We start from the raw sequence: 16,661 nt of genomic DNA, 5'->3' as shown, positions 1-16,661 counted from the left end.
CAGACGGCCAGCGGGTCCAGGAACGTTAGAGCAGTTGACATAAAGAAGATGTTGGTTCTTGACCCTCTCCCCTCGTGGGAGAGGGCCTCGCGCAGCGAGGGGTGAGGGGTTCTTTTGTCAACCGCTTTAGCATGGTCCAGAAGCCGTTGAGAACACAAGCGCGTGTCTGGAAGGCCGCCGGCGGCCACGATACAAGTCTGCCGCCGGATTGACGGTGGCTCCCCCCAACATTACGCTGCTCCGCCGCGCATGGTCTGGGAGAGCGAAAGCTTGAACATCCCGCCAGTATGCTGACGGCCATGAGTCTGACCTTCGAGGAGGCCCGGGAGCGGGTGGACGCGTATATCTCGCAGTTCAAGGAGGGGTACTTTCCGCCGCTGCTGATGCTGGCGCGCCTGACCGAAGAAACCGGCGAGATTGCCCGCGTGATCGCCCACGACCACGGCAAGACCCCCAAGCCCGGCGAGGACCGGGGCGACCTGGAAATGGAACTGGCGGACCTGCTGTTCGTGATGCTGTGCATGGCCAACGAGCGCGGCCTGAGCCTGGAACGGGGTTTTGAGCGCATGATGGCCAAGGTGGAGGGCCGGGACGCAGACCGCTGGACCAGAAAAGAGGGAGCCAGCAAAGAGGGAGCCCAGCCATGACCGACCTCCGTTACCCCTTGGGCCCCATGCCCACGCCGCTGCACCTGACCCCAGAGGAACGGGCCGCCGCTCTGCAGGCCCTGCGGACCCTGCCAGAGGCCCTGCGCGCTGCCGTCAGCGGGCTCACCGGGCCCCAGCTGGATACCCCTTACCGCCCCGGGGGCTGGACGGTGCGGCAGGTGGTCCACCATGTGGCCGACAGCCACCTGAATGCCTTTGCCCGGGTGAAACTGGCGCTGACCGAAGACAACCCGTCGGTCAAGCCCTACGAGGAAGGCCTGTGGGCCGACCTGCCCGACAGTCGCCTGCCGCCGGAAGTCAGCCTGAACCTACTGGACGCCTTGCACACGCGCCTTGTGGCCGTGCTGGAAGGCACGCCGCTGGAGGACGCAGCCATCTGGGCCCGCCCCTGGACCCACCCGGCGCAGGGGCGCACCTACACGCTCGATACGCTGCTGGCCATGTATGCGTGGCACGGCCAGCACCACGTGGCCCACATTACCGGGCTGCGCGGGCGGGAAGGCTGGTAATGCAGTTTGGCCCAGAGTTGCACACGCCGGTCTCCCACCGCGCGGCGGGGGTGGTGATCCTGAATGGCGCGGGCGACATTCTGCTGGTGCGCGAACAGGGCGTACCTGGGCAGCGGCAGAAGGCCGGGCTGTGGCACATCCCCAGCGGCACAGTCGAGGACGGCGAAAATCCGCAGGATACGGCGGTGCGTGAAGCCTGGGAAGAAGCCGGGGTCCGGGTGCGCCTGCTGAAGTTCCTGGCCGCGTACCTGGGCCGCTTTCCCGACGGCGTGCCCGTGCTGCGCCATGCCTGGCTGGCCGAGGCGTTGCCCGACTCCACCTTCCGCCCGGTGCTGGGTGATGAGGTGGCCGAGGTGCGCTGCGTGTCCCAGGCCGACTTTGCGGCCCTGTACGACGCCGGGCAGATTCGCATGTACCACACGAAACTGTTTTACGAGGATGCCTTGAGGGAAGGGGCCATGAGCCCTGGGGCCCAGTTTTCCGGCGGATGCAGCGCGGCTTCCAGGCCCGGGCCCTGAAAAGAAAGTCGAGTGCCAGCCCCTCGACCAAACACGGACAGAAAAAAGCGCCCCGACAGTGGGGCGCTTTCTTTGACCTCAGGGCTCATGGCCCAAAGCCCACAGCCTCTTACTCGTAGCCCAGTTCGCGCAGGGCTTCTTCGTCCTCGCGCCAGCCGGGAATCACGATCACTTCCAGGCCCAGGAACACCTTGCGGCTCAGGAAGACCTCCAGCTGCTTCCTCGCCGCCTGGCCAATCTCGCGCAGCTGCTTGCCGCCCGCGCCGATCACCATGCCCTTGTGGGCATTCTTCTCCACCACGATCTCGCCCTCAATGCGCTGCAGGCCGTCCTCACGTTCGGTCCAGCGGTTGACCCGGGTGGCCACCGCGTAGGGCAGTTCGTCGCGCAGCTTTTTCATGGCCTCTTCGCGGATGATCTCGGCGGCCCACATCTCGCGGCTCTGGTCGCTGGCGGCCCCCTGCGGGAAGAAGAAGGGGTTTTCGGGCAGCACGTCCAGCAGCTGCTCGCGCAGGGTGGCCACGGCGTTCGGGTTGTTCTGGGCGCTCAGCATGGTTTCGCTGGTTTCGGCGTCCCGGCCCTCCAGCAGCGCGCGGTAGAGCTTCATGGCTTCGTCGGGGTATTTGGCGGCGTCGGTCTTGTTGCCCACCAGAAACAGGGGCTTGGGCAGGTCGCGCACCTGCCGCGCCACCAACTGGTCCTCGTCGGTGGGGGGGTGACGCAGGTCCACCACCCAGACCACGGCGTCCACATCGGCCAGGGCGGAGTGCACCTCGTGGTTCATGTACTTGCCCAGGGCGTCTTTGGGCTTGTGAAGGCCCGGCGTGTCCACGAACACGATCTGGCGCTCGCCACTGGTGTGAATGCCGCGCACGCCCCGGCGGGTGGTCTGGGGCCGGGGACTGGTGGGGGCCACCTTGGTGCCCAGAAAGGCGTTGAGCAGGGTGCTTTTGCCGACGTTGGGCTTGCCCACGATGGCCACGAAGCCAGAGTGGGTTTGCTCGCCGGAGGTCAGGGAGGGGTCCGTCATCACAGACCAATTGTCTCACTTTTGGGCCCCACCTGACCGTGAGCGCCGAACTGTAGCCGCACACTCCATTTAAAGAACAGTCAATTTCTCTTTGTGCGCGCTGGTACCGTATGAGTCCTGCTTGGCATTTAGTTTGATATCAACCAAGAGGAGCGTCCTCTGTGGTTCAGATGCGGTCTGTCATTTAAAAACGCAGGTTTCTTTAAGGAGGCTTCCTATGAAGAAGTTGGCCATGCTTGTTGCGTTGATGTTGCCGGGAATGGTTGTGGCGGGTGGGGGAAGTGCTGTGCCGCGTGGCAATACGATTGCCGCCATCGTGTCGAATGATCCCAACTTCAGCACGCTGCTCAGCGCGGTTCAGGCGGCGGGGCTGGTGGACACGCTGAACAGCGCCGGGCCCTTCACGGTCTTTGCGCCCACCAACGCAGCCTTTGCCAAGGTGCCCGCTGCAGACCTGAACGCCCTGCTCAATGACCGCGAGCGCCTGCGGGCCCTGCTGCTGTACCACGTCGTGCCCGGTCGCGTGACAGCCGCGCAGGTGACGGGCCTCAGCTCGGCCAAGACAGTCAACGGCGCCAGCCTGAACATCAGCACCTCGGGCAACATGGTGATGATCAACGACGCCACCGTGACGCGCGCCGATATTCGCGCCAGCAACGGCATCATTCATGTGGTGGACACGGTTCTGATGCCCTGAGCGGCACAGGCCCTGGATTGGGACGTGGCGGCTGGGGGCAGGGCTCCTGGCCGCCGCGCTGTGAGGCGTTCTGTGGCCTCCCGCCGTCCCGTCCACACGCCCTCATCCACCCCCCTGGTGACCCCCATGAAGCCTGTTGTGCACGTTGTCTCATTGCTGGCCCTGGGCGGCGTGGTGCTGGGGAGCCTGCTGGCCCCGCCGGCACCACCCCGGGCGGAACCGAACCCGCCCGTCCCGGTTCAGGTGGCTGCCGCGTCCCGCCCGGCCGCGCCGGCCACCCTCACCCTGCGCTGGAGTGTGCCTGAGCCCCAGCTGGTTGGCCCTCAGCTGCAGCGGCCACTGCTGCACCGCTCAGTTACCCTGCCGCTACGCGCCCAGGACGTGATGGCCGCCCGGCAGGGGGGCAACCTAACCGGCCTGAGACAGGCCCTGGACCGCGCCTATGCCCGTATAGAGGCGCGGGTGCCCCGTGACATTCGCTTTCGCCGGACCGCGCAGGGGTGGGTGGGCGAGGCCGTCACCGGCTGGACGCTGGACCGCCGAGCGGCCGATGGAGCGGTGCTGGATGCCCTGCGGGCGGGGCAGGATGGCGCGCGCCTGCCGGTCAAGTTGCGGGCCCCAGCGCGCAGCGTGCGCTGGGCACAGGCGCAGGGCCTGCAGCATGTCGCCACCGGCACATCCTCCTTTGCGGGCAGCCCGGAGTTCCGGGTGCACAACATCCGTGTGGGTGCCGCGCGCCTGCAGGGAACGTGGCTTGCGGCGGGCGCCACCTTCAATTTCAATGCCCTGGTGGGGCTGGTGGCCGCCCGTACTGGCTTCAGGCCCGGCTACGTGGTCACGGGGCGGACCCTGGCGCTGGAGGACGGCGGCGGGCTCTGTCAGGTGAGCACCACCGTCTTCCGCGCCGCGCTGCGCTCGGGCGTCCCTATTACAGAGCGGCACGCCCATTCGTATCAGGTGGGCTATTACGGCGACCCCGGGCAGGACGCCGCCGTCTATGCCCCCAGCAAGAACCTGCGATGGCGCAACGATTTTCGCAGCGTGGTCCTGGTGCAGACCGAGTGGGATGTGGCCCGGGAACAGCTCTCTGTTCACCTGTTCGCCCGCCCGGATGGTCGCCGGGTGCAGTTGGCGCCGGTGCAGGTCAGTGGCGTGGCGGCGGCGCCGGCCCCCACCTACATGGTGGACCCGGCGATGGCGCCGGACGAGGTGCGCCGCGTGGACATGCCTGCGCCTGGGGCACAGGCCAAGGTGGTCCGGCAGGTCCTGTGGCCGGGGGGCACGCGCCGCACCGACGTGATTCGCAGCAGTTACCGGGCCTGGGGCGGCGTGTTCGCCGTGGCCCCTGGTGACCCCCGGGCCCGGCGCTGAAGGGCAAGCCCGTCTCTGGGGCGCGCCGGGTTCTGTGCTACCCGCCGCATGCAGAGCGGCCCTGGGATCATCCTGCGGCGAACGACGTGCGTGTGCGCAAAAGACAGTGGTGTGGGCCGAATCGAGGGGCGACCTCTGGCTCCAGGGTGGAAGGGGCCGCCGCTCTCAGAGCAGTCACCAATGACCTGAAGGTGAACCCTGCAGGTCATGTGGGGCGAGCGGCGCGAGTGACCGCAAGAGACAGCGGTTGGCGTGGCGTTGAGGGGAGGCAAGCACCCCTTCAACGGAACGGAAGACCGCTCTCAGGCGTGGCGCTGGGCCTGCAGGCGGCGGATCATGGGCGGCACCACGGCGCGCGGCAGTAGACGCAGGGCCGCAATCTGCAACTGGTTGATCCGGCCGGGAATCACCACGGCCTGTCCGCGCAGCATGGCCTCAATGCCTGCGCGGGCCACCTGCTCGGCGCTCAGCATGGCCAGGCGCACCGGGCCCTGAAGCAACTGGCTGCGGCCCAGGCCGCTGGCCGCCTGGAAGCCGGTTTCCACTGGCCCCGGGCACAGCGCCGTCACGCTCACGCCGTGGGCGCGGAATTCTTCGTTTAGGGCCTCGCTGAGGCTCAGCACATAGGCTTTGCTGGCGTAGTAAGCGGCCATCAGCGGGCCGGGCTGGAAGGCGGCGGTGCTCGCCACGTTCAGAATGCGCCCCCGCCTCTGCGCGACCATATGCGGCGCCAGCAGCCGCGTCAGTTCGGTCAGCGCGGTGATGTTCAGGGCGATCAGGCCAGAAATGGCCTCTGGGGTCTGTTGCAGGAACTCGTCGAAGGTGCCCAGGCCCGCGTTGTTCACCAGGATCTCGGGGTACAGACCCCGGGCGTGCAGTTCATCGGTCAGGCGCCCGGCGGCGCCGGGCTGCGCCAGGTCGGCGGGCAGTACATGTACGGGCACACCGTGGCGCGCCTGGAGCTCCTGGGCCAGGGCCTGCAGACGTTCGGCGCTGCGGGCCACCAGCACCAGCGGGGCGCCGCGCGCCGCCAGCTGCCGGGCGAGGTGTTCACCGATGCCGCTGCTGGCACCAGTCACAAGGGCGAGGGCGGGAGATGGGGTCATAGGGGCCTCCTTGCCGGATAAGTAACTCCGGGTAAGTAAGAGGAGTTTAGTAACCAAGGGTTAGTTTGTCAATGGTTGGATCTGCAATGGTGTCGAAGAGGTGTTCGGGACGGACCAGTGGAACGTTGCCACGCCGCTCCTGCTACAATTAACCTATGGTGACTTCTGTTCGGGCGCGCAGCGAGGGGGCCAAAGCCGCCCGCCGCGCCGAGATGGTGCGGGTGGCCCATGCGCTGTGGCGGGCCCACCGCTACGAAGACATCACCCTGCAGGCGGTCGCCACCCGCCTGGGGCTGACCAAGGCCGCGCTGTACGGGTACTTTCCCACCAAGGAAAGCCTTTTTCTGGCGCTCTATGAAACGCTGCTGGGCGACTTCCTGGCCGATTGGCAGCGGCACCTGACGCTGGGGGGCACCCACACCCCCGCCTCGCTGGCCACCCTGAGCACGGCGCTGCTGCGTGACCATGCGGACCTGACGCGCCTGATGCCGCATCTCGCCGGGCTGCTGGAACGCAACCTCACACCCGAGGGCGCGCTGGCGCACAAGCAGTGGCTGCTGTCGCGCCTGGAGCCCCTGCTGCCGGCCCTGGTCCACGCCCTGCCCGCGCTGGACGCCGGGCGGGCGCTGGCGCTGCTGACCTACACCCAGGCGCTGGTTGCGGGCCTGTACCCCATGGGCGACCCAGCCCCGGCCGTGCAGGCTGCCCTGAGTGAGCCCGCCCTGGCGCCGCTGTGCGTGGCGTTCTGGCCCGCGCTGGAGGGAGCCCTGGCCGCCCTGTACACCGGCCTGTGTGCCTAGGGTGGCCCGGCGCCCACTACACTGCGCCCCATGACCGGAACCCCGATTGCCCCCGATGACCGCGCCCGTCTGGATCAGGTGTTCATGCAGGTGGTGCTGGACGTGCAGGCCCAGGCCCAGCAGACGGCCCCCGCCCAGGCCGGGAACCTCGCCGCCATGTTCCACAAAGAAACTGTGAGTGACGCCCTGCAGGGCTGCGCCATGCTGATCGCGGGCTGGAACCAGGGCCGCGTGGACGACGCTGGCCTGACCCGCACCGTCAAGGCCCTGAAGGCTCTGGACTTGAACGAACTGGCCGCCCGCGTGGAAAAGCTGCGCCAGATTGCTGAAGGCTGAACCGGCTGGGGCTGCTGGGAAGAGCGCGGCCCAAACCCTGCCAGCGGTACGTTCCCACGCCAGACCCGCAAACACCGCCGGTTTCAGTCGCCGCCCAGGTGGCAACAGGGGTCCTCTCTAGACCGGGCAGGCCCCAGGGCCCGCGCCGGGCGCCTAGACTGCGCCCATGTCCACGCGCGCGCCCTTTTTTTATTGGTTCGGTTCTCACCGGGCCTGACGCGCGCTGTCTTTTCCCACCCGCCCGGTGAGCCTCCCAAGGCCACCGGGCGCGATGCTTCTTTCACCCTGCGAGGACCTGCCCATGACCCACCCCGAGCCCACCATTGCCCCTGGCCGCACCGAGAACCTGAATGTCAGCGGCTTTACCCCGCTGGTCACCCCACGTGCCCTGAAGGCCCGCTGGCCCCTGACCCCGGCCGCCGAACGCACGGTGCTGGCGGGGCGCCGCGCCGCCCAGGAGATCGTGCATGGGCAGGATGACCGCCTGCTGGTGGTGGTGGGCCCGTGTTCCATTCACGACCACGAACAGGCCCTGGCCTACGCCGAGCGCCTCTCGGCGCTGCGCGAGCGGGTTAGGGACCGCCTGGAAGTGCAGATGCGGGTGTACGTGGACAAACCGCGCACCACGGTGGGCTGGCGCGGCTACCTGCTGGACCCGGATATGACCGGGTCCAACGACATCAACAAGGGCCTGGAACTCACCCGGCGCCTGATGGTGCAGGTGAGCGAACTGGGGTTGCCGGTGGCCACCGAACTGCTGGACCCCTTTGCGCCGCAGTACGTGTTCGACGCGGTGGCCTGGGCCTGCCTGGGCGCCCGCACCACCGAGTCCCAGACCCACCGCGTCATGGCGAGCGCGGTGTCTGCGCCGATGGGCTTCAAGAACGGCACGGGCGGCGGCATCAAGCTGGCGGTGGACGCGATTGTGGCCGCCCGCGCCCCGCACGCCTTTTTCACCATTGACGACGACGGCCGGGGCTGCATCGTGCACACGCTGGGCAACCCCGACGGCCACGTGATTCTGCGTGGGGGCCGGGGCGGGCCCAACTACGCGCCGCAATTCGTGCGAGAGACCGCCGAACTGATGGCGGCGGCGGGCCTGAGCCCGGCGGTGATGGTGGACTGCTCGCACGCTAACAGCTGCTCGGACCACACCCGGCAGGCCTTGGTCTGGCGCGACGTGCTGCACCAGCGCTTAAGCGGCCAGACGGCCATTCGCGGCCTGATGATCGAGAGCAACCTCAGGGCCGGCAAACAGGGTATTCCCGCCGATCTGGGCACCCTGGTGCCCGGCCTCAGCGTGACCGACGCCTGCGTGGGCTGGGACGAGACCGAGACCCTGCTGCTGGAAGCCCACGCCGCGCTGGGCCGGGTGGCCGTGGGCGGGTAGGGGAGAAGCGCGACAGGGGCCACCAGTTGGCGTGCTGGTGGCCCCATGCGGTGCTGTGATGTCAGGTAGATCGCGTTAAAAGTAAAGGGCGGGGCTGGCGCCTTCTTTGCCCGCCCCACCCTCTACTTCGGCGCCGGCACCAGCCTGAAGTCCTTGAACGACAGGCTGTAACTCTCGCCCGGCTGGCCCACAGCGCCCAGAATCTGCAGCTGTGCCGCTGGGTTGGTCACGGGGGCGGTGAAGGTGTACGTGAACCCCGTGGCCGTGGGGGTCAGGGCCGCCTTGGCGTCCAGGTAGCGGGCGTAGCTGCCACCGTTTTCACCGATCACCACGCCCACCTCACGCGGGCTGCTGGCGCGGCCGGTGAAGGTCAGGGTGTAGGACTGGCCGGCCACCAGGGGCACATCGGTCTGGTTCAACTGCACATGCCAGTTGTTGGCCGGGTCCACGCGGGCCACGCTCAGGGTCACCTCGCCGCCGCTGGCGCTGGTGCTCAGGCCACCCGCGCCGCTCTCCCAGGTACTCCAGTAGGCGGTGCCGGGCACGCCCGTAATGCCGGGGTGGGCGGGGCTGTTCTGGGTAAAGCCCGCGTTGTACAGCAGGTTGCCGTCACTGGCCGGGGGGCGGGCGCCCGCCGCGTTGCCCACCCGCTTCACCACCACGTTGTCCAGCCACACCGGGCCCGCCCCCGCATTCCCCAGGTTGAATTCCAGCCGGGCGGCGGCGTCGGTCACGGCTTTCATGTCAAAAGTCAGGGTGCGGCGCGCCTTGGTCGTTGCTATCTGCACGGTTTGCTCGCCGGAATAGGCCGCGTAGCCCCGGTCGGGGCCGCCGCCCACCTTCACCATCATGGCGCGGGGCTGGGCGGCCCAGACATCGAAACTCACTTCGTATTTGCCGCCCGCTTCCACATTCAGGCCGTCCTGGCGCACCTGCACGGCGTAGTTCACACTGCCGGGCGCCGTGATGTCGGCTTTCAGGGCGTTGCCTGCAGCGGCGTCGCTGCTCAGGGTCACCTTGCCGTCGCTGGTGAACAGGGTCCAGAAGGCCGAGCCGCTGACGCCCTCCAGCCGGGGCGCGCCGGGGGTGACGCGTGGGTCGGTGTCGGCCCAGTCGAAGCTGGGGTTGTACACCAGATTGCCGTCGGGCAGCGCGGGGCGTGCCGGCACCGGGGTCCAGGGGTAGGTCATCTTGGGCCGCTGGCCGGCGGGCTGTTTTTCCGCTTCCAGGCCGTACACGCGCACGTAGTCCACCCGCATCTCGGCCGCGCTCGGCGTGGTGGCGTCCGGGTTGCCATCGAAGTTGCCGCCCACGGCCAGGTTCAGCAGCAGGTAGAACGGCTGGTCAAACGGCGCGGGCCAGGGGTGCAGATCAGCGTCGCCGCTGGGCGGGGTGCCCCCCGCACTCCACCACTCAGTCTTCTCGGAGGTCAGCTGGCCGTCAATAAACCACTGGATTTTCCCGGGTGTCCATTCCACGGCGTACACGTGCCAGTCGTCCATGGCGCCCTGGGGGTACTTCACCGTGTTGCCCGCATAGACGTTGTTGGGCCACAGGCCGCCGTAGTGGATGGTCTGCGCCACCTCGCCAGGTTTGCTGCCCCAGCCCTCGGCAATGTCCAGCTCGCCGCTGGCGCCCCAGCTGCCGTAAGGATTGGGCTCTTCCGGCAGCATCCAGATGGCGGGCCACAGCCCCTTGCCCCGGGGAAACTTGGCGCGAATCTCAAAGCGGCCGTAGGTGCGGCTGAACTTGCCCGCTGTGCGAATGCGCCCGGAGGTCCAGCCAAAGGTGCCGCTGGTGTTGCCGGTGGGCCCGGTGAAGGTCTCCTTGCGGGCGGTGATCACCAGTTCGCCGTTCTCCAGGCGCAGGTTCTGGGGCCGGTCGGTGTAGTATTCCAGCTCGTTGTTGCCCCAGCCCGATACGTAGTCGTTGCCCGCCATGAAACCGTTGCCAATCTGCGGGCTCCAGCGTTGGCTGCTCAGGGCCGCGCCACTAAATTCGTCCTGCCAGACAGGGCTGGGCTCGGTGGCAGCGGTGGGGGTGCAGGCCGCCAGCAGCACGGTCAGGGGCAGGGTCAGGCGGGGAATACTCAGGCGGGCAGGCTGGCGCATAGGTCCTCCGGGGCAGGGGGCGAGGGGCGGGAAAAGCAGCCGCCAGCACCAGAAGGACGGCACCTTCTGACGTGCAGAGACGCCCTGAAGCCAGGGCCGGACAAGATTGGACTGCTTGGCCGCAGCGTAAGAGGTTATGAAAGCGCTGTCAAGGTTGGATGGGTAGAGGAGCTTGTCGTTGTTGCTGATAACGGTGTTGAGTCCAGGCGTAGAGGTGAATACGTTTTCGTAGCTCTCACCTCTTTCGCCTCCTAACCCCAAGAAAACAGCAAGCGCAGGCACTGTCGCCCGCAAACTGTGCGGCGCATGCTGCGCGCAATGGCCACGCAAGCCTCGTTCGGAAAAGGGCGGCCCCCCAGTCAGCGGCCCAGCAAGGTCTGCGCCGCGTGCGGCCTGCCGTTCACCTGGCGCCGCAAATGGGCGCGCGACTGGGAGCAGGTCAAATACTGCTCTGACCGCTGCCGCAAGCAACCCAAGCAGAGGCCCGCATGACTGGCCCCGCCTACGGCCTGGTGTGCATGACGGTGGGGCCAGAGGTGCGCTTTCGCACGGTGACCCTCTCGCGCTACCAGCTGCTGTCCCCCGCCGAGCGCGAGGCCAAGCTGCTGGATCTCTATGCCGACAACATCGCCCGCGTGCGCCGCGCCGCCGATTTCTGCGCCGCGCGCGGCATCCGGCTCTACCGCCTGAGTTCCAGCCTCTTTCCCATGCTGGACCTGGCCGGGGATGACACCGGCGCGGCGGTGCTGGACCACCTGGCGCCGCAGTTGCGCGAAGCGGGGCAGGCGTTTGTGGACGCCGGGATTCGCGTGCTGATGCACCCGGAACAGTTCATTGTGCTCAACAGTGACCGCCCCGAGGTCCGCGCCGCCAGCGTGCAGGCCCTGGCCAGCCACGCCCGGGTGCTTGACGGCCTGGGGCTGGCGCGCAGCCCCTGGAATCTACTGCTGCTGCACGGCGGCAAGGGGGGGCGCGCCGCCGAGTTGAAGGCGGTGATTCCCGACCTGCCAGACGGCGCGCGCCTGCGTCTGGGGCTGGAAAACGACGAGCGCGCTTACGGCCCGGCTGACTTGCTGCCCATCTGCGAGGCCACGGGCACGCCCCTGGTTTTCGATGCCCACCACCACGTGGTGCGCGAGAAGCTGCCGGACCAGGAAGACCCCAGTGTGCGCGAGTGGGTGCTGGCCGCGCGGCGCACGTGGCGGCCCCCGGACTGGCAGGTGGTGCACCTGAGCAACGGCCTGGACGGCCCCGGTGATCGCCGCCACAGCCACCTGATCAGCGCGGTCCCCAGCGCCTACGCCGACGTGGCCTGGATTGAGGTGGAGGCCAAGGGCAAGGAAGAGGCCCTGGCCGCGCTGCAAAAGCTAAACGCCCCTTAAAGCCGCGCGGCCGGGGTTCCCCTTCAGACTGGGGCATGCGCGTGGTGGTGATGGGGGTGATCGGCAGTGGCAAGACCGCCTTGGGCCGCACCCTGGCCCAGGCCCTGGACTGGCCCTTTCTGGACGCCGACGACTACCACTCGGAGCAGGCGCGTGCCCAGATGGCGTCCGGCACCCCCATGAGCGACGATGACCGCCGCCCCTGGCTGCTGGCCCTGCGCCGCACCCTGGGTGAGCACGGGCAAGTGGTGCTGGCCTGTTCGGCCCTGAAGCGCCGCTACCGCGACATTCTGCGCCTGCCCGGCACCCGCTTCCTCTATCTGGAGGTGCCGCCCGAGTTGGTGTACGTACGGCTACAGGCGCGCGCCGGCCACTTTGCAGGGCCTGAGCTGCTGCCCTCGCAGTTTGAGTCCCTGGAGCCCCCCATGCCCAGCGAAACCGACGTGCTGACGCTGCGTGTGGCCCCCGAGGACACCCCGGAGGACCTGCGTGACCGCGCGCTGGCGATGCTGGGGCTGCCCTGAAGAAACGCTGAAGGGGGGTGGTCAAAGTGGCGTGTGGACGCGGGGCGCGCCTTCTATGCTCTGGGCATGAGCCTGTTTCGCCTTGCGACGACCACCGCCTTTCTGCTGGCCGCCTCTGCTGGGGCCGCCGGTGTGCTGGGGACGGGCAGCGCCGTGTCCAGCAGCACGTTTTGCCAGCAGTACAGCTGCGCGCTGCTGGAACAGTCGGGGCGCACCTGGACCTACGAACTGCGGCGCAACGGCGCCCAGCTGCTGGAGGTGCAGCGCGAGTCCAGCGAGCCGGGCAGCCGGATTACGGCCATCAGCCTGCACTCGTACAACGACGACGTGAACGCTGATCTGGACCGCTCCACCTTTGCGGCTGTGCAGAAGCTGGCGATGGGTTTCGTGTCCAACACGGGCCGCCTGGACAACTGCTACGCGCTGGACGGCAGTGAATACCGTGTGCTGGCCACCAGCCCTGACGACCGCACCTCGCGCATCTACTGCGACTGGGACCCGGCGTACACCCGCTTTGTCATCGAAGCTGACCGCGCGTACCTGACCCGCACGGCCCCCAGCGCCGCCACCCTGACGGGCGGCCCCACCAAGCTGAACGTCTGGGCCTTCCGCTCCTGCAAGTCGGCCAGCGGGGTCAACACCTACCTGGAAATAGGGCAGGCGGCCCGATGTGACCTCGTGATTGAAACCAAGGGCGCCCAGAGCGCGGTGGTGCGCGCCGAATTCCAGTACGAAATCGAATACGTGCAGGGCGGCCAGTACGTGAAAAAGCTGCTGCCCGAAAAAGAGGTGTGGCTGCCCGGCCGTACCCCGGGCCCGCTGGACCCCCGCCTGACCCAGCAGGGCCGCACGATTACCGCCAACCTCAGCCTCGCCGTCAAGGACGTGCCGGGGCGCCGGGTGACCAGCCTGAACACCATCGCCCGCCTGACCTTTGCCAACGGCGCGGTGAAAACCGCCTACGAACCGCTGCTGGTGCGCTGAGCACTGTCCTACTGCACACCGCCTGTGGCCCACGTCCTGCGCTACCCTGCAGGGCGTGAACGTCGTTGTCTTCGACCTGGAAACCACTGGCCTATCGCCCGAGCGAGACGGCATCGTGGAAATTGGGGCGCTGCGGATTGTGGACGGCCAGGTGGATGAAACGCAGAAGTTCGAGACCCTGGTGCGCCCCACGGGCGAGGGTGGGCAGCCCCTGCTGATTCCCTGGCGTGCCGAGAAGGTCCACGGCATCAGCAACGAGATGGTGCGCGGCGCCCCCACCCCTGAAGAAGTGCTGCCGGAGTTTCTGGACTTCGTGAACGGCTGGCCAGTGGTGGCGCACAATGTAGGCTTTGACGGGGGCTTTATGCGCGTGCATGCCCGCCGCCACGGTCTGGAATGGCAGCCGGCGGCTGAGCACTGCACCGTGCAGCTCTCGCGCCGCGCCTTTCCCCGGGAACGCGCCCACAACCTGAACGCCCTGGCCGACCGCCTGGGCCTGAACTTTGCCCCGGGGGGCCGCCACCGCAGTTTTGGGGACGTGCAGGTGACCGCCCAGGCCTACGTGCGCCTGATGGAACGCCTGGGCGTGGGGGTCTAGCCGCCCCCCAGGCTTCTACGGATTTCGTCCATTTCCGGAACATCCGGAACAGAGCCGGATGCTCCTCCAATTCCCGAAGATCCGTGTTTTTCCCTCTCCCTCCGGTCGAAAAAATTCCGTCATACCTGACGGAATTTTTCGGAAGCCATATTACTTGCGCGCCGAGGCCGAGCGCGGCACGAACACCACCGCGTTGGGCACTGGGCGGCTCCAGACCGTGTTCAGGTAGCCGCCCAGACCCGCGTAACCCCCCACCAGATAGGCCGACGAACTGCTGCCACTGTCCAGGCGCACCGCGTCGCGCACGCCCGCGCCGGCCAGGGCCGCTGCAAACGCTTCGGGGGTGCCGTGCTCAAAGTAGGCCACGGTGGGCTGCCCGCCCAGGGTGCCCAGGGCCACCTGCCGGGTGGGGCGCCAGACGTTGGTGGCAGTGTTAAAGCCCTCGCGCGCCGGGTTCAGGGCCACGCGCCCGCCCTGCACCAGCAGCGGCCCGGCGCTCAGCGCGTCCTGGGCGCTGTCCCAGGGGGCGTCTGTGGCGCGCCAGTTCAGGCTGACCGTCAGGGGCGCGCCGGCCGCCTGGGGCAATTGCGGAAAACGGGCGGGGTCAAAGGTGAAGGCCAGGGTGCCCACCGGGGGCACATGCACCCCGGTGACAGCGCGGGCCACGGTGGTGCTCCCGGGGGTGACGTGCACGGTGGTCAGGGTGTCGGCGCCCACGCGGGTGCTGCCGTCGCCCACAAAGGCGGTGAGTAGGGCGGCGTCGGGCCTGCTGCGCACGCTATTCACGGTCACGCTGTAGCCGGGGCCCGACAGCACGTAGCGGGGCTTGGGGTAGCCGAAGAGCGTCTCGCCCTGCGCGGTAAAGCCCAGGGTGGCGCGCTTTTCCAGGCTGGGGGCCGTCATCAGCCCGCCTACCGCCACCAGATCCACCGGCAGGTTGCTGGCGGGGTCAAAGTACCCGCCGTTGACCCCGGCCACCCCCCCCACCGAGCGCACCAGATCGGCCACGCCGCTGGCCCGGCCGGCGGGCGCTGTGACCACGCGCGGAACGTACAGCGCCGGATCGAAGCTCAACAGGTGCAGTTTGCCCGTGGCGCGGTAGGTCACGCCCTCAGGCAGGGCGTCGGGGTTCACGGGGGGCGGCACGCGGTTATCGGTGTAGGTGGTCGTGTCCACCACGATGCGCGGCGGATCGGCCAGGGTAAAGACCTCGCTGCGCCCGCCGTTCGTGCCCAGGTACACGGCGCTGCCGGTGGGCCCGGCGGTGATGCTCAGGGTGTCGCCCGAAGGCAGCGTCTGCGTGCCCGGCTGCGCCCCCACGCCGGGCAGCGTGATGCTCAGGCCGTGCGCCTCGCGCGTGAGGGTGTGCGCCGCTGGCCCCGTGAGTTCCAGCACCACCCGCTGCACTTCCACGGTGCGGTGCAGGGTGCGGCTGACGCGCACGGTGGACAGCTGCGTGTCCAGCGCGGCGGGGGGCTGGGGGGTTGGGCTGGGGGCCGGTGCAGGCGCTGGGGGCACAGGCGCCGGGGCCGGCGTCACTGGCGAGGGCGGCAGCGTGTCGGCGGGTACGCTGGCGGGGGCGGCAAAGTCCAGCAGGCCCGGCGTATCGGCCAGCACCGGCACCCCCAGGGCGGTGAGGGCGGCCAGCGGCACGTACAGGCTGCCGCCCGCCAGTTCAGGCAGCGGCAACTTCTGGGGAAGCGAGAAGCCCACCGCCCGCCAGCCGGTGGCCGGGGCGTAGCGCAACTCGCGGGCGCCGTACTGCAGCCGCACGTCCTGGGGATCGTTGCGCACCGCCACGCCCAGCCGGGGCAGCGTCCAGAGGGCCAGGGCCTCGCCGCCGGCAAACTGCCGGGTGTCCACGGCGCTGCCCTGCACCAGGCCCCCAATGGCCACCGGGCGCGCGCCCGCCGCCCCGCCCAGAAGGGCGCCCAGCAGTGCCAGGGCCATGAACTGCCGATTGCCGCGCCTGCGCTTGACCGTCACGCGGGCGAGTGTAGTGCCGCGCCTGCGCGCGTGGGTGAGCCCTTCGTCAGCTTGGGGCAGAGGGGCTGGGTGGTCCTGTCCGGGGGACCGGAAGCGCCCTCACCTTCAGTCAGGCTCTTGTATGAAAAACGCCCTTACACTGACGGGCATATGATCGAACCCACCCTGGCACTCTACGGCGACGCGTTTGAGCGCGTGGATCAGCATATTCAGGAGCTCCTGGAAACCACGGGCGTGCGCTACGGCCTGCTGGTGGACCGCAAGGGGTTCGTGCTTTCACACAAAGAAGCGCTGTGGGCCCCCCGCCCCCCGGCGCTGGACAGTGTGGCGACGCTGGTGGCCAGCAACGCCGCCGCCACCGCCGCGCTGGCGAACATGCTGGGCGAGCGCACCTTCAGCGAGCAGATTCACCAGGGTGAAAACGGCACCCTGTACGTGGAATCGGTCGGCACCGATTCGCTGCTCACGCTGATTTTCGACGCCTCCGTGCCGCTGGGCAAGGTGAAGGTGTACGCCAAGAAGACCATCGCGCAGATCGCGGCGATCCTCGACGAACTCAAGGACCTGCCTCCCGTGCAACTGAATGACGACTTCAGCCAGGGTGCGGCGTCCCTGCTCGACGACCTGCTCGGTTAAGGCCGCGCGCACACT

18 protein-coding genes are annotated in these 16,661 nt (G+C 68.4%); 14 read left to right on the top strand and 4 right to left on the bottom strand.

Translation table 11 applies throughout. The annotated features are described in order from the left end of the window. Window positions 1–299: 299 nt before the first annotated feature. The 3 genes from KMW22_RS05855 to KMW22_RS05845 are packed head-to-tail and all read left to right on the top strand — an operon-like array spanning window position 300 to window position 1,695. Window positions 300–647, top strand: coding sequence for a nucleotide pyrophosphohydrolase (locus tag KMW22_RS05855; RefSeq protein WP_221089095.1), 348 nt, complete (start codon window positions 300–302; stop codon window positions 645–647). Next, window positions 644–1,177: a YfiT family bacillithiol transferase gene (locus KMW22_RS05850; RefSeq protein ID WP_221089094.1), complete on the top strand. Its 534-nt coding sequence runs from the start codon at window positions 644–646 to the stop codon at window positions 1,175–1,177. Before KMW22_RS05855 ends, KMW22_RS05850 begins: the two co-directional genes overlap by 4 nt. Next, window positions 1,177–1,695 carry a Nudix hydrolase gene (locus KMW22_RS05845; RefSeq protein ID WP_221089093.1) on the top strand — a complete coding sequence of 173 codons (519 nt, stop codon included), beginning with the start codon at window positions 1,177–1,179 and terminating at the stop codon, window positions 1,693–1,695. Before KMW22_RS05850 ends, KMW22_RS05845 begins: the two co-directional genes overlap by 1 nt. A 109-nt stretch (window positions 1,696–1,804) precedes the next feature. Here the strand turns inward: KMW22_RS05845 and era are convergent, their stop codons facing one another. Next, entirely contained in the window at window positions 1,805–2,725 is a 921-nt protein-coding gene (gene era, locus KMW22_RS05840) for a GTPase Era (protein WP_221089092.1), read from the bottom strand. 286 nt (window positions 2,726–3,011) lie between these two features. Between era and KMW22_RS05835 the strand changes: the two genes are divergently transcribed. Both KMW22_RS05835 and KMW22_RS05830 read left to right on the top strand, forming a co-directional pair. Next, entirely contained in the window at window positions 3,012–3,422 is a 411-nt protein-coding gene (locus KMW22_RS05835; protein ID WP_328774610.1) for a fasciclin domain-containing protein, read from the top strand. A gap of 126 nt (window positions 3,423–3,548) precedes the next feature. Next, window positions 3,549–4,793, top strand: coding sequence for a VanW family protein (locus KMW22_RS05830; RefSeq protein WP_235692654.1), 1,245 nt, complete (start codon window positions 3,549–3,551; stop codon window positions 4,791–4,793). Between the two features lie 302 nt (window positions 4,794–5,095). Here the strand turns inward: KMW22_RS05830 and KMW22_RS05825 are convergent, their stop codons facing one another. Then, entirely contained in the window at window positions 5,096–5,899 is an 804-nt protein-coding gene (locus KMW22_RS05825; RefSeq protein ID WP_221089090.1) for an SDR family NAD(P)-dependent oxidoreductase, read from the bottom strand. Window positions 5,900–6,054: 155 nt separating this feature from the next. Here KMW22_RS05825 and KMW22_RS05820 point away from each other — a divergent pair, with 155 nt between their 5' ends. The 3 genes from KMW22_RS05820 to KMW22_RS05810 all read left to right on the top strand — a co-directional run bounded on the left by KMW22_RS05820 (window position 6,055) and on the right by KMW22_RS05810 (window position 8,425). Continuing rightward, window positions 6,055–6,699: a TetR/AcrR family transcriptional regulator gene (locus KMW22_RS05820; protein WP_221089089.1), complete on the top strand. Its 645-nt coding sequence runs from the start codon at window positions 6,055–6,057 to the stop codon at window positions 6,697–6,699. A 30-nt stretch (window positions 6,700–6,729) separates the two neighbouring features. Continuing rightward, on the top strand, window positions 6,730–7,035 hold the full coding sequence (locus KMW22_RS05815; protein ID WP_221089088.1) for a hypothetical protein: 306 nt from the start codon (window positions 6,730–6,732) through the stop codon (window positions 7,033–7,035). A gap of 301 nt (window positions 7,036–7,336) precedes the next feature. Continuing rightward, entirely contained in the window at window positions 7,337–8,425 is a 1,089-nt protein-coding gene (locus tag KMW22_RS05810) for a 3-deoxy-7-phosphoheptulonate synthase (protein WP_221089087.1), read from the top strand. A gap of 122 nt (window positions 8,426–8,547) precedes the next feature. Here KMW22_RS05810 and KMW22_RS05805 read toward each other — a convergent pair whose 3' ends face one another. Continuing rightward, entirely contained in the window at window positions 8,548–10,536 is a 1,989-nt protein-coding gene (locus KMW22_RS05805; RefSeq protein WP_221089086.1) for a carbohydrate binding domain-containing protein, read from the bottom strand. 306 nt (window positions 10,537–10,842) lie between these two features. Here KMW22_RS05805 and KMW22_RS05800 point away from each other — a divergent pair, with 306 nt between their 5' ends. The 5 genes from KMW22_RS05800 to KMW22_RS05780 all read left to right on the top strand — a co-directional run bounded on the left by KMW22_RS05800 (window position 10,843) and on the right by KMW22_RS05780 (window position 14,024). Continuing rightward, a complete protein-coding gene (locus KMW22_RS05800; protein ID WP_328774609.1) occupies window positions 10,843–11,028 on the top strand; it encodes a DUF2256 domain-containing protein in 186 nt (61 codons plus the stop codon). Further along, window positions 11,025–11,918 carry a UV DNA damage repair endonuclease UvsE gene (gene uvsE, locus KMW22_RS05795; protein WP_221089085.1) on the top strand — a complete coding sequence of 298 codons (894 nt, stop codon included), beginning with the start codon at window positions 11,025–11,027 and terminating at the stop codon, window positions 11,916–11,918. The genes KMW22_RS05800 and uvsE overlap by 4 nt, the downstream gene beginning before the upstream one ends. A gap of 35 nt (window positions 11,919–11,953) precedes the next feature. Further along, entirely contained in the window at window positions 11,954–12,442 is a 489-nt protein-coding gene (locus KMW22_RS05790) for a gluconokinase (protein WP_221089084.1), read from the top strand. A gap of 66 nt (window positions 12,443–12,508) precedes the next feature. Continuing rightward, window positions 12,509–13,426 carry a hypothetical protein gene (locus KMW22_RS05785; protein ID WP_235692653.1) on the top strand — a complete coding sequence of 306 codons (918 nt, stop codon included), beginning with the start codon at window positions 12,509–12,511 and terminating at the stop codon, window positions 13,424–13,426. Window positions 13,427–13,481: 55 nt separating this feature from the next. After that, a complete protein-coding gene (locus KMW22_RS05780; RefSeq protein WP_221089083.1) occupies window positions 13,482–14,024 on the top strand; it encodes a 3'-5' exonuclease in 543 nt (180 codons plus the stop codon). Between the two features lie 150 nt (window positions 14,025–14,174). Here KMW22_RS05780 and KMW22_RS05775 read toward each other — a convergent pair whose 3' ends face one another. Beyond that, window positions 14,175–15,974 carry a phosphodiester glycosidase family protein gene (locus KMW22_RS05775; protein ID WP_221089249.1) on the bottom strand — a complete coding sequence of 600 codons (1,800 nt, stop codon included), beginning with the start codon at window positions 15,972–15,974 and terminating at the stop codon, window positions 14,175–14,177. A gap of 186 nt (window positions 15,975–16,160) precedes the next feature. Here KMW22_RS05775 and mglB point away from each other — a divergent pair, with 186 nt between their 5' ends. Beyond that, on the top strand, window positions 16,161–16,646 hold the full coding sequence (mglB, locus tag KMW22_RS05770; protein WP_221089082.1) for a GTPase-activating protein MglB: 486 nt from the start codon (window positions 16,161–16,163) through the stop codon (window positions 16,644–16,646). Window positions 16,647–16,661 lie beyond the last annotated feature (15 nt).

Origin of the sequence: Deinococcus aquaedulcis (assembly GCF_019693445.1) — a bacterium.
GTDB classification, from domain to species: domain Bacteria; phylum Deinococcota; class Deinococci; order Deinococcales; family Deinococcaceae; genus Deinococcus; species Deinococcus aquaedulcis.
This window is presented reverse-complemented; position numbering and strand designations above follow the sequence as displayed.

Bases quoted from the DNA above. Each gene is read 5' to 3' on its own strand.
- KMW22_RS05855 (WP_221089095.1), top strand. From the start codon at position 300: ATGAGTCTGACCTTCGAGGAGGCCCGGGAGCGGGTGGACGCGTATATC.
- KMW22_RS05850 (WP_221089094.1), top strand. From the start codon at position 644: ATGACCGACCTCCGTTACCCCTTGGGCCCCATGCCCACGCCGCTGCAC.
- KMW22_RS05845 (WP_221089093.1), top strand. From the start codon at position 1,177: ATGCAGTTTGGCCCAGAGTTGCACACGCCGGTCTCCCACCGCGCGGCG.
- era (WP_221089092.1), bottom strand. From the start codon at position 2,725: ATGACGGACCCCTCCCTGACCTCCGGCGAGCAAACCCACTCTGGCTTC.
- KMW22_RS05830 (WP_235692654.1), top strand. From the start codon at position 3,549: ATGAAGCCTGTTGTGCACGTTGTCTCATTGCTGGCCCTGGGCGGCGTG.
- KMW22_RS05825 (WP_221089090.1), bottom strand. From the start codon at position 5,899: ATGACCCCATCTCCCGCCCTCGCCCTTGTGACTGGTGCCAGCAGCGGC.
- KMW22_RS05820 (WP_221089089.1), top strand. From the start codon at position 6,055: ATGGTGACTTCTGTTCGGGCGCGCAGCGAGGGGGCCAAAGCCGCCCGC.
- KMW22_RS05815 (WP_221089088.1), top strand. From the start codon at position 6,730: ATGACCGGAACCCCGATTGCCCCCGATGACCGCGCCCGTCTGGATCAG.
- KMW22_RS05810 (WP_221089087.1), top strand. From the start codon at position 7,337: ATGACCCACCCCGAGCCCACCATTGCCCCTGGCCGCACCGAGAACCTG.
- KMW22_RS05805 (WP_221089086.1), bottom strand. From the start codon at position 10,536: ATGCGCCAGCCTGCCCGCCTGAGTATTCCCCGCCTGACCCTGCCCCTG.
- KMW22_RS05800 (WP_328774609.1), top strand. From the start codon at position 10,843: ATGCTGCGCGCAATGGCCACGCAAGCCTCGTTCGGAAAAGGGCGGCCC.
- uvsE (WP_221089085.1), top strand. From the start codon at position 11,025: ATGACTGGCCCCGCCTACGGCCTGGTGTGCATGACGGTGGGGCCAGAG.
- KMW22_RS05790 (WP_221089084.1), top strand. From the start codon at position 11,954: ATGCGCGTGGTGGTGATGGGGGTGATCGGCAGTGGCAAGACCGCCTTG.
- KMW22_RS05785 (WP_235692653.1), top strand. From the start codon at position 12,509: ATGAGCCTGTTTCGCCTTGCGACGACCACCGCCTTTCTGCTGGCCGCC.
- KMW22_RS05775 (WP_221089249.1), bottom strand. From the start codon at position 15,974: ATGGCCCTGGCACTGCTGGGCGCCCTTCTGGGCGGGGCGGCGGGCGCG.
- mglB (WP_221089082.1), top strand. From the start codon at position 16,161: ATGATCGAACCCACCCTGGCACTCTACGGCGACGCGTTTGAGCGCGTG.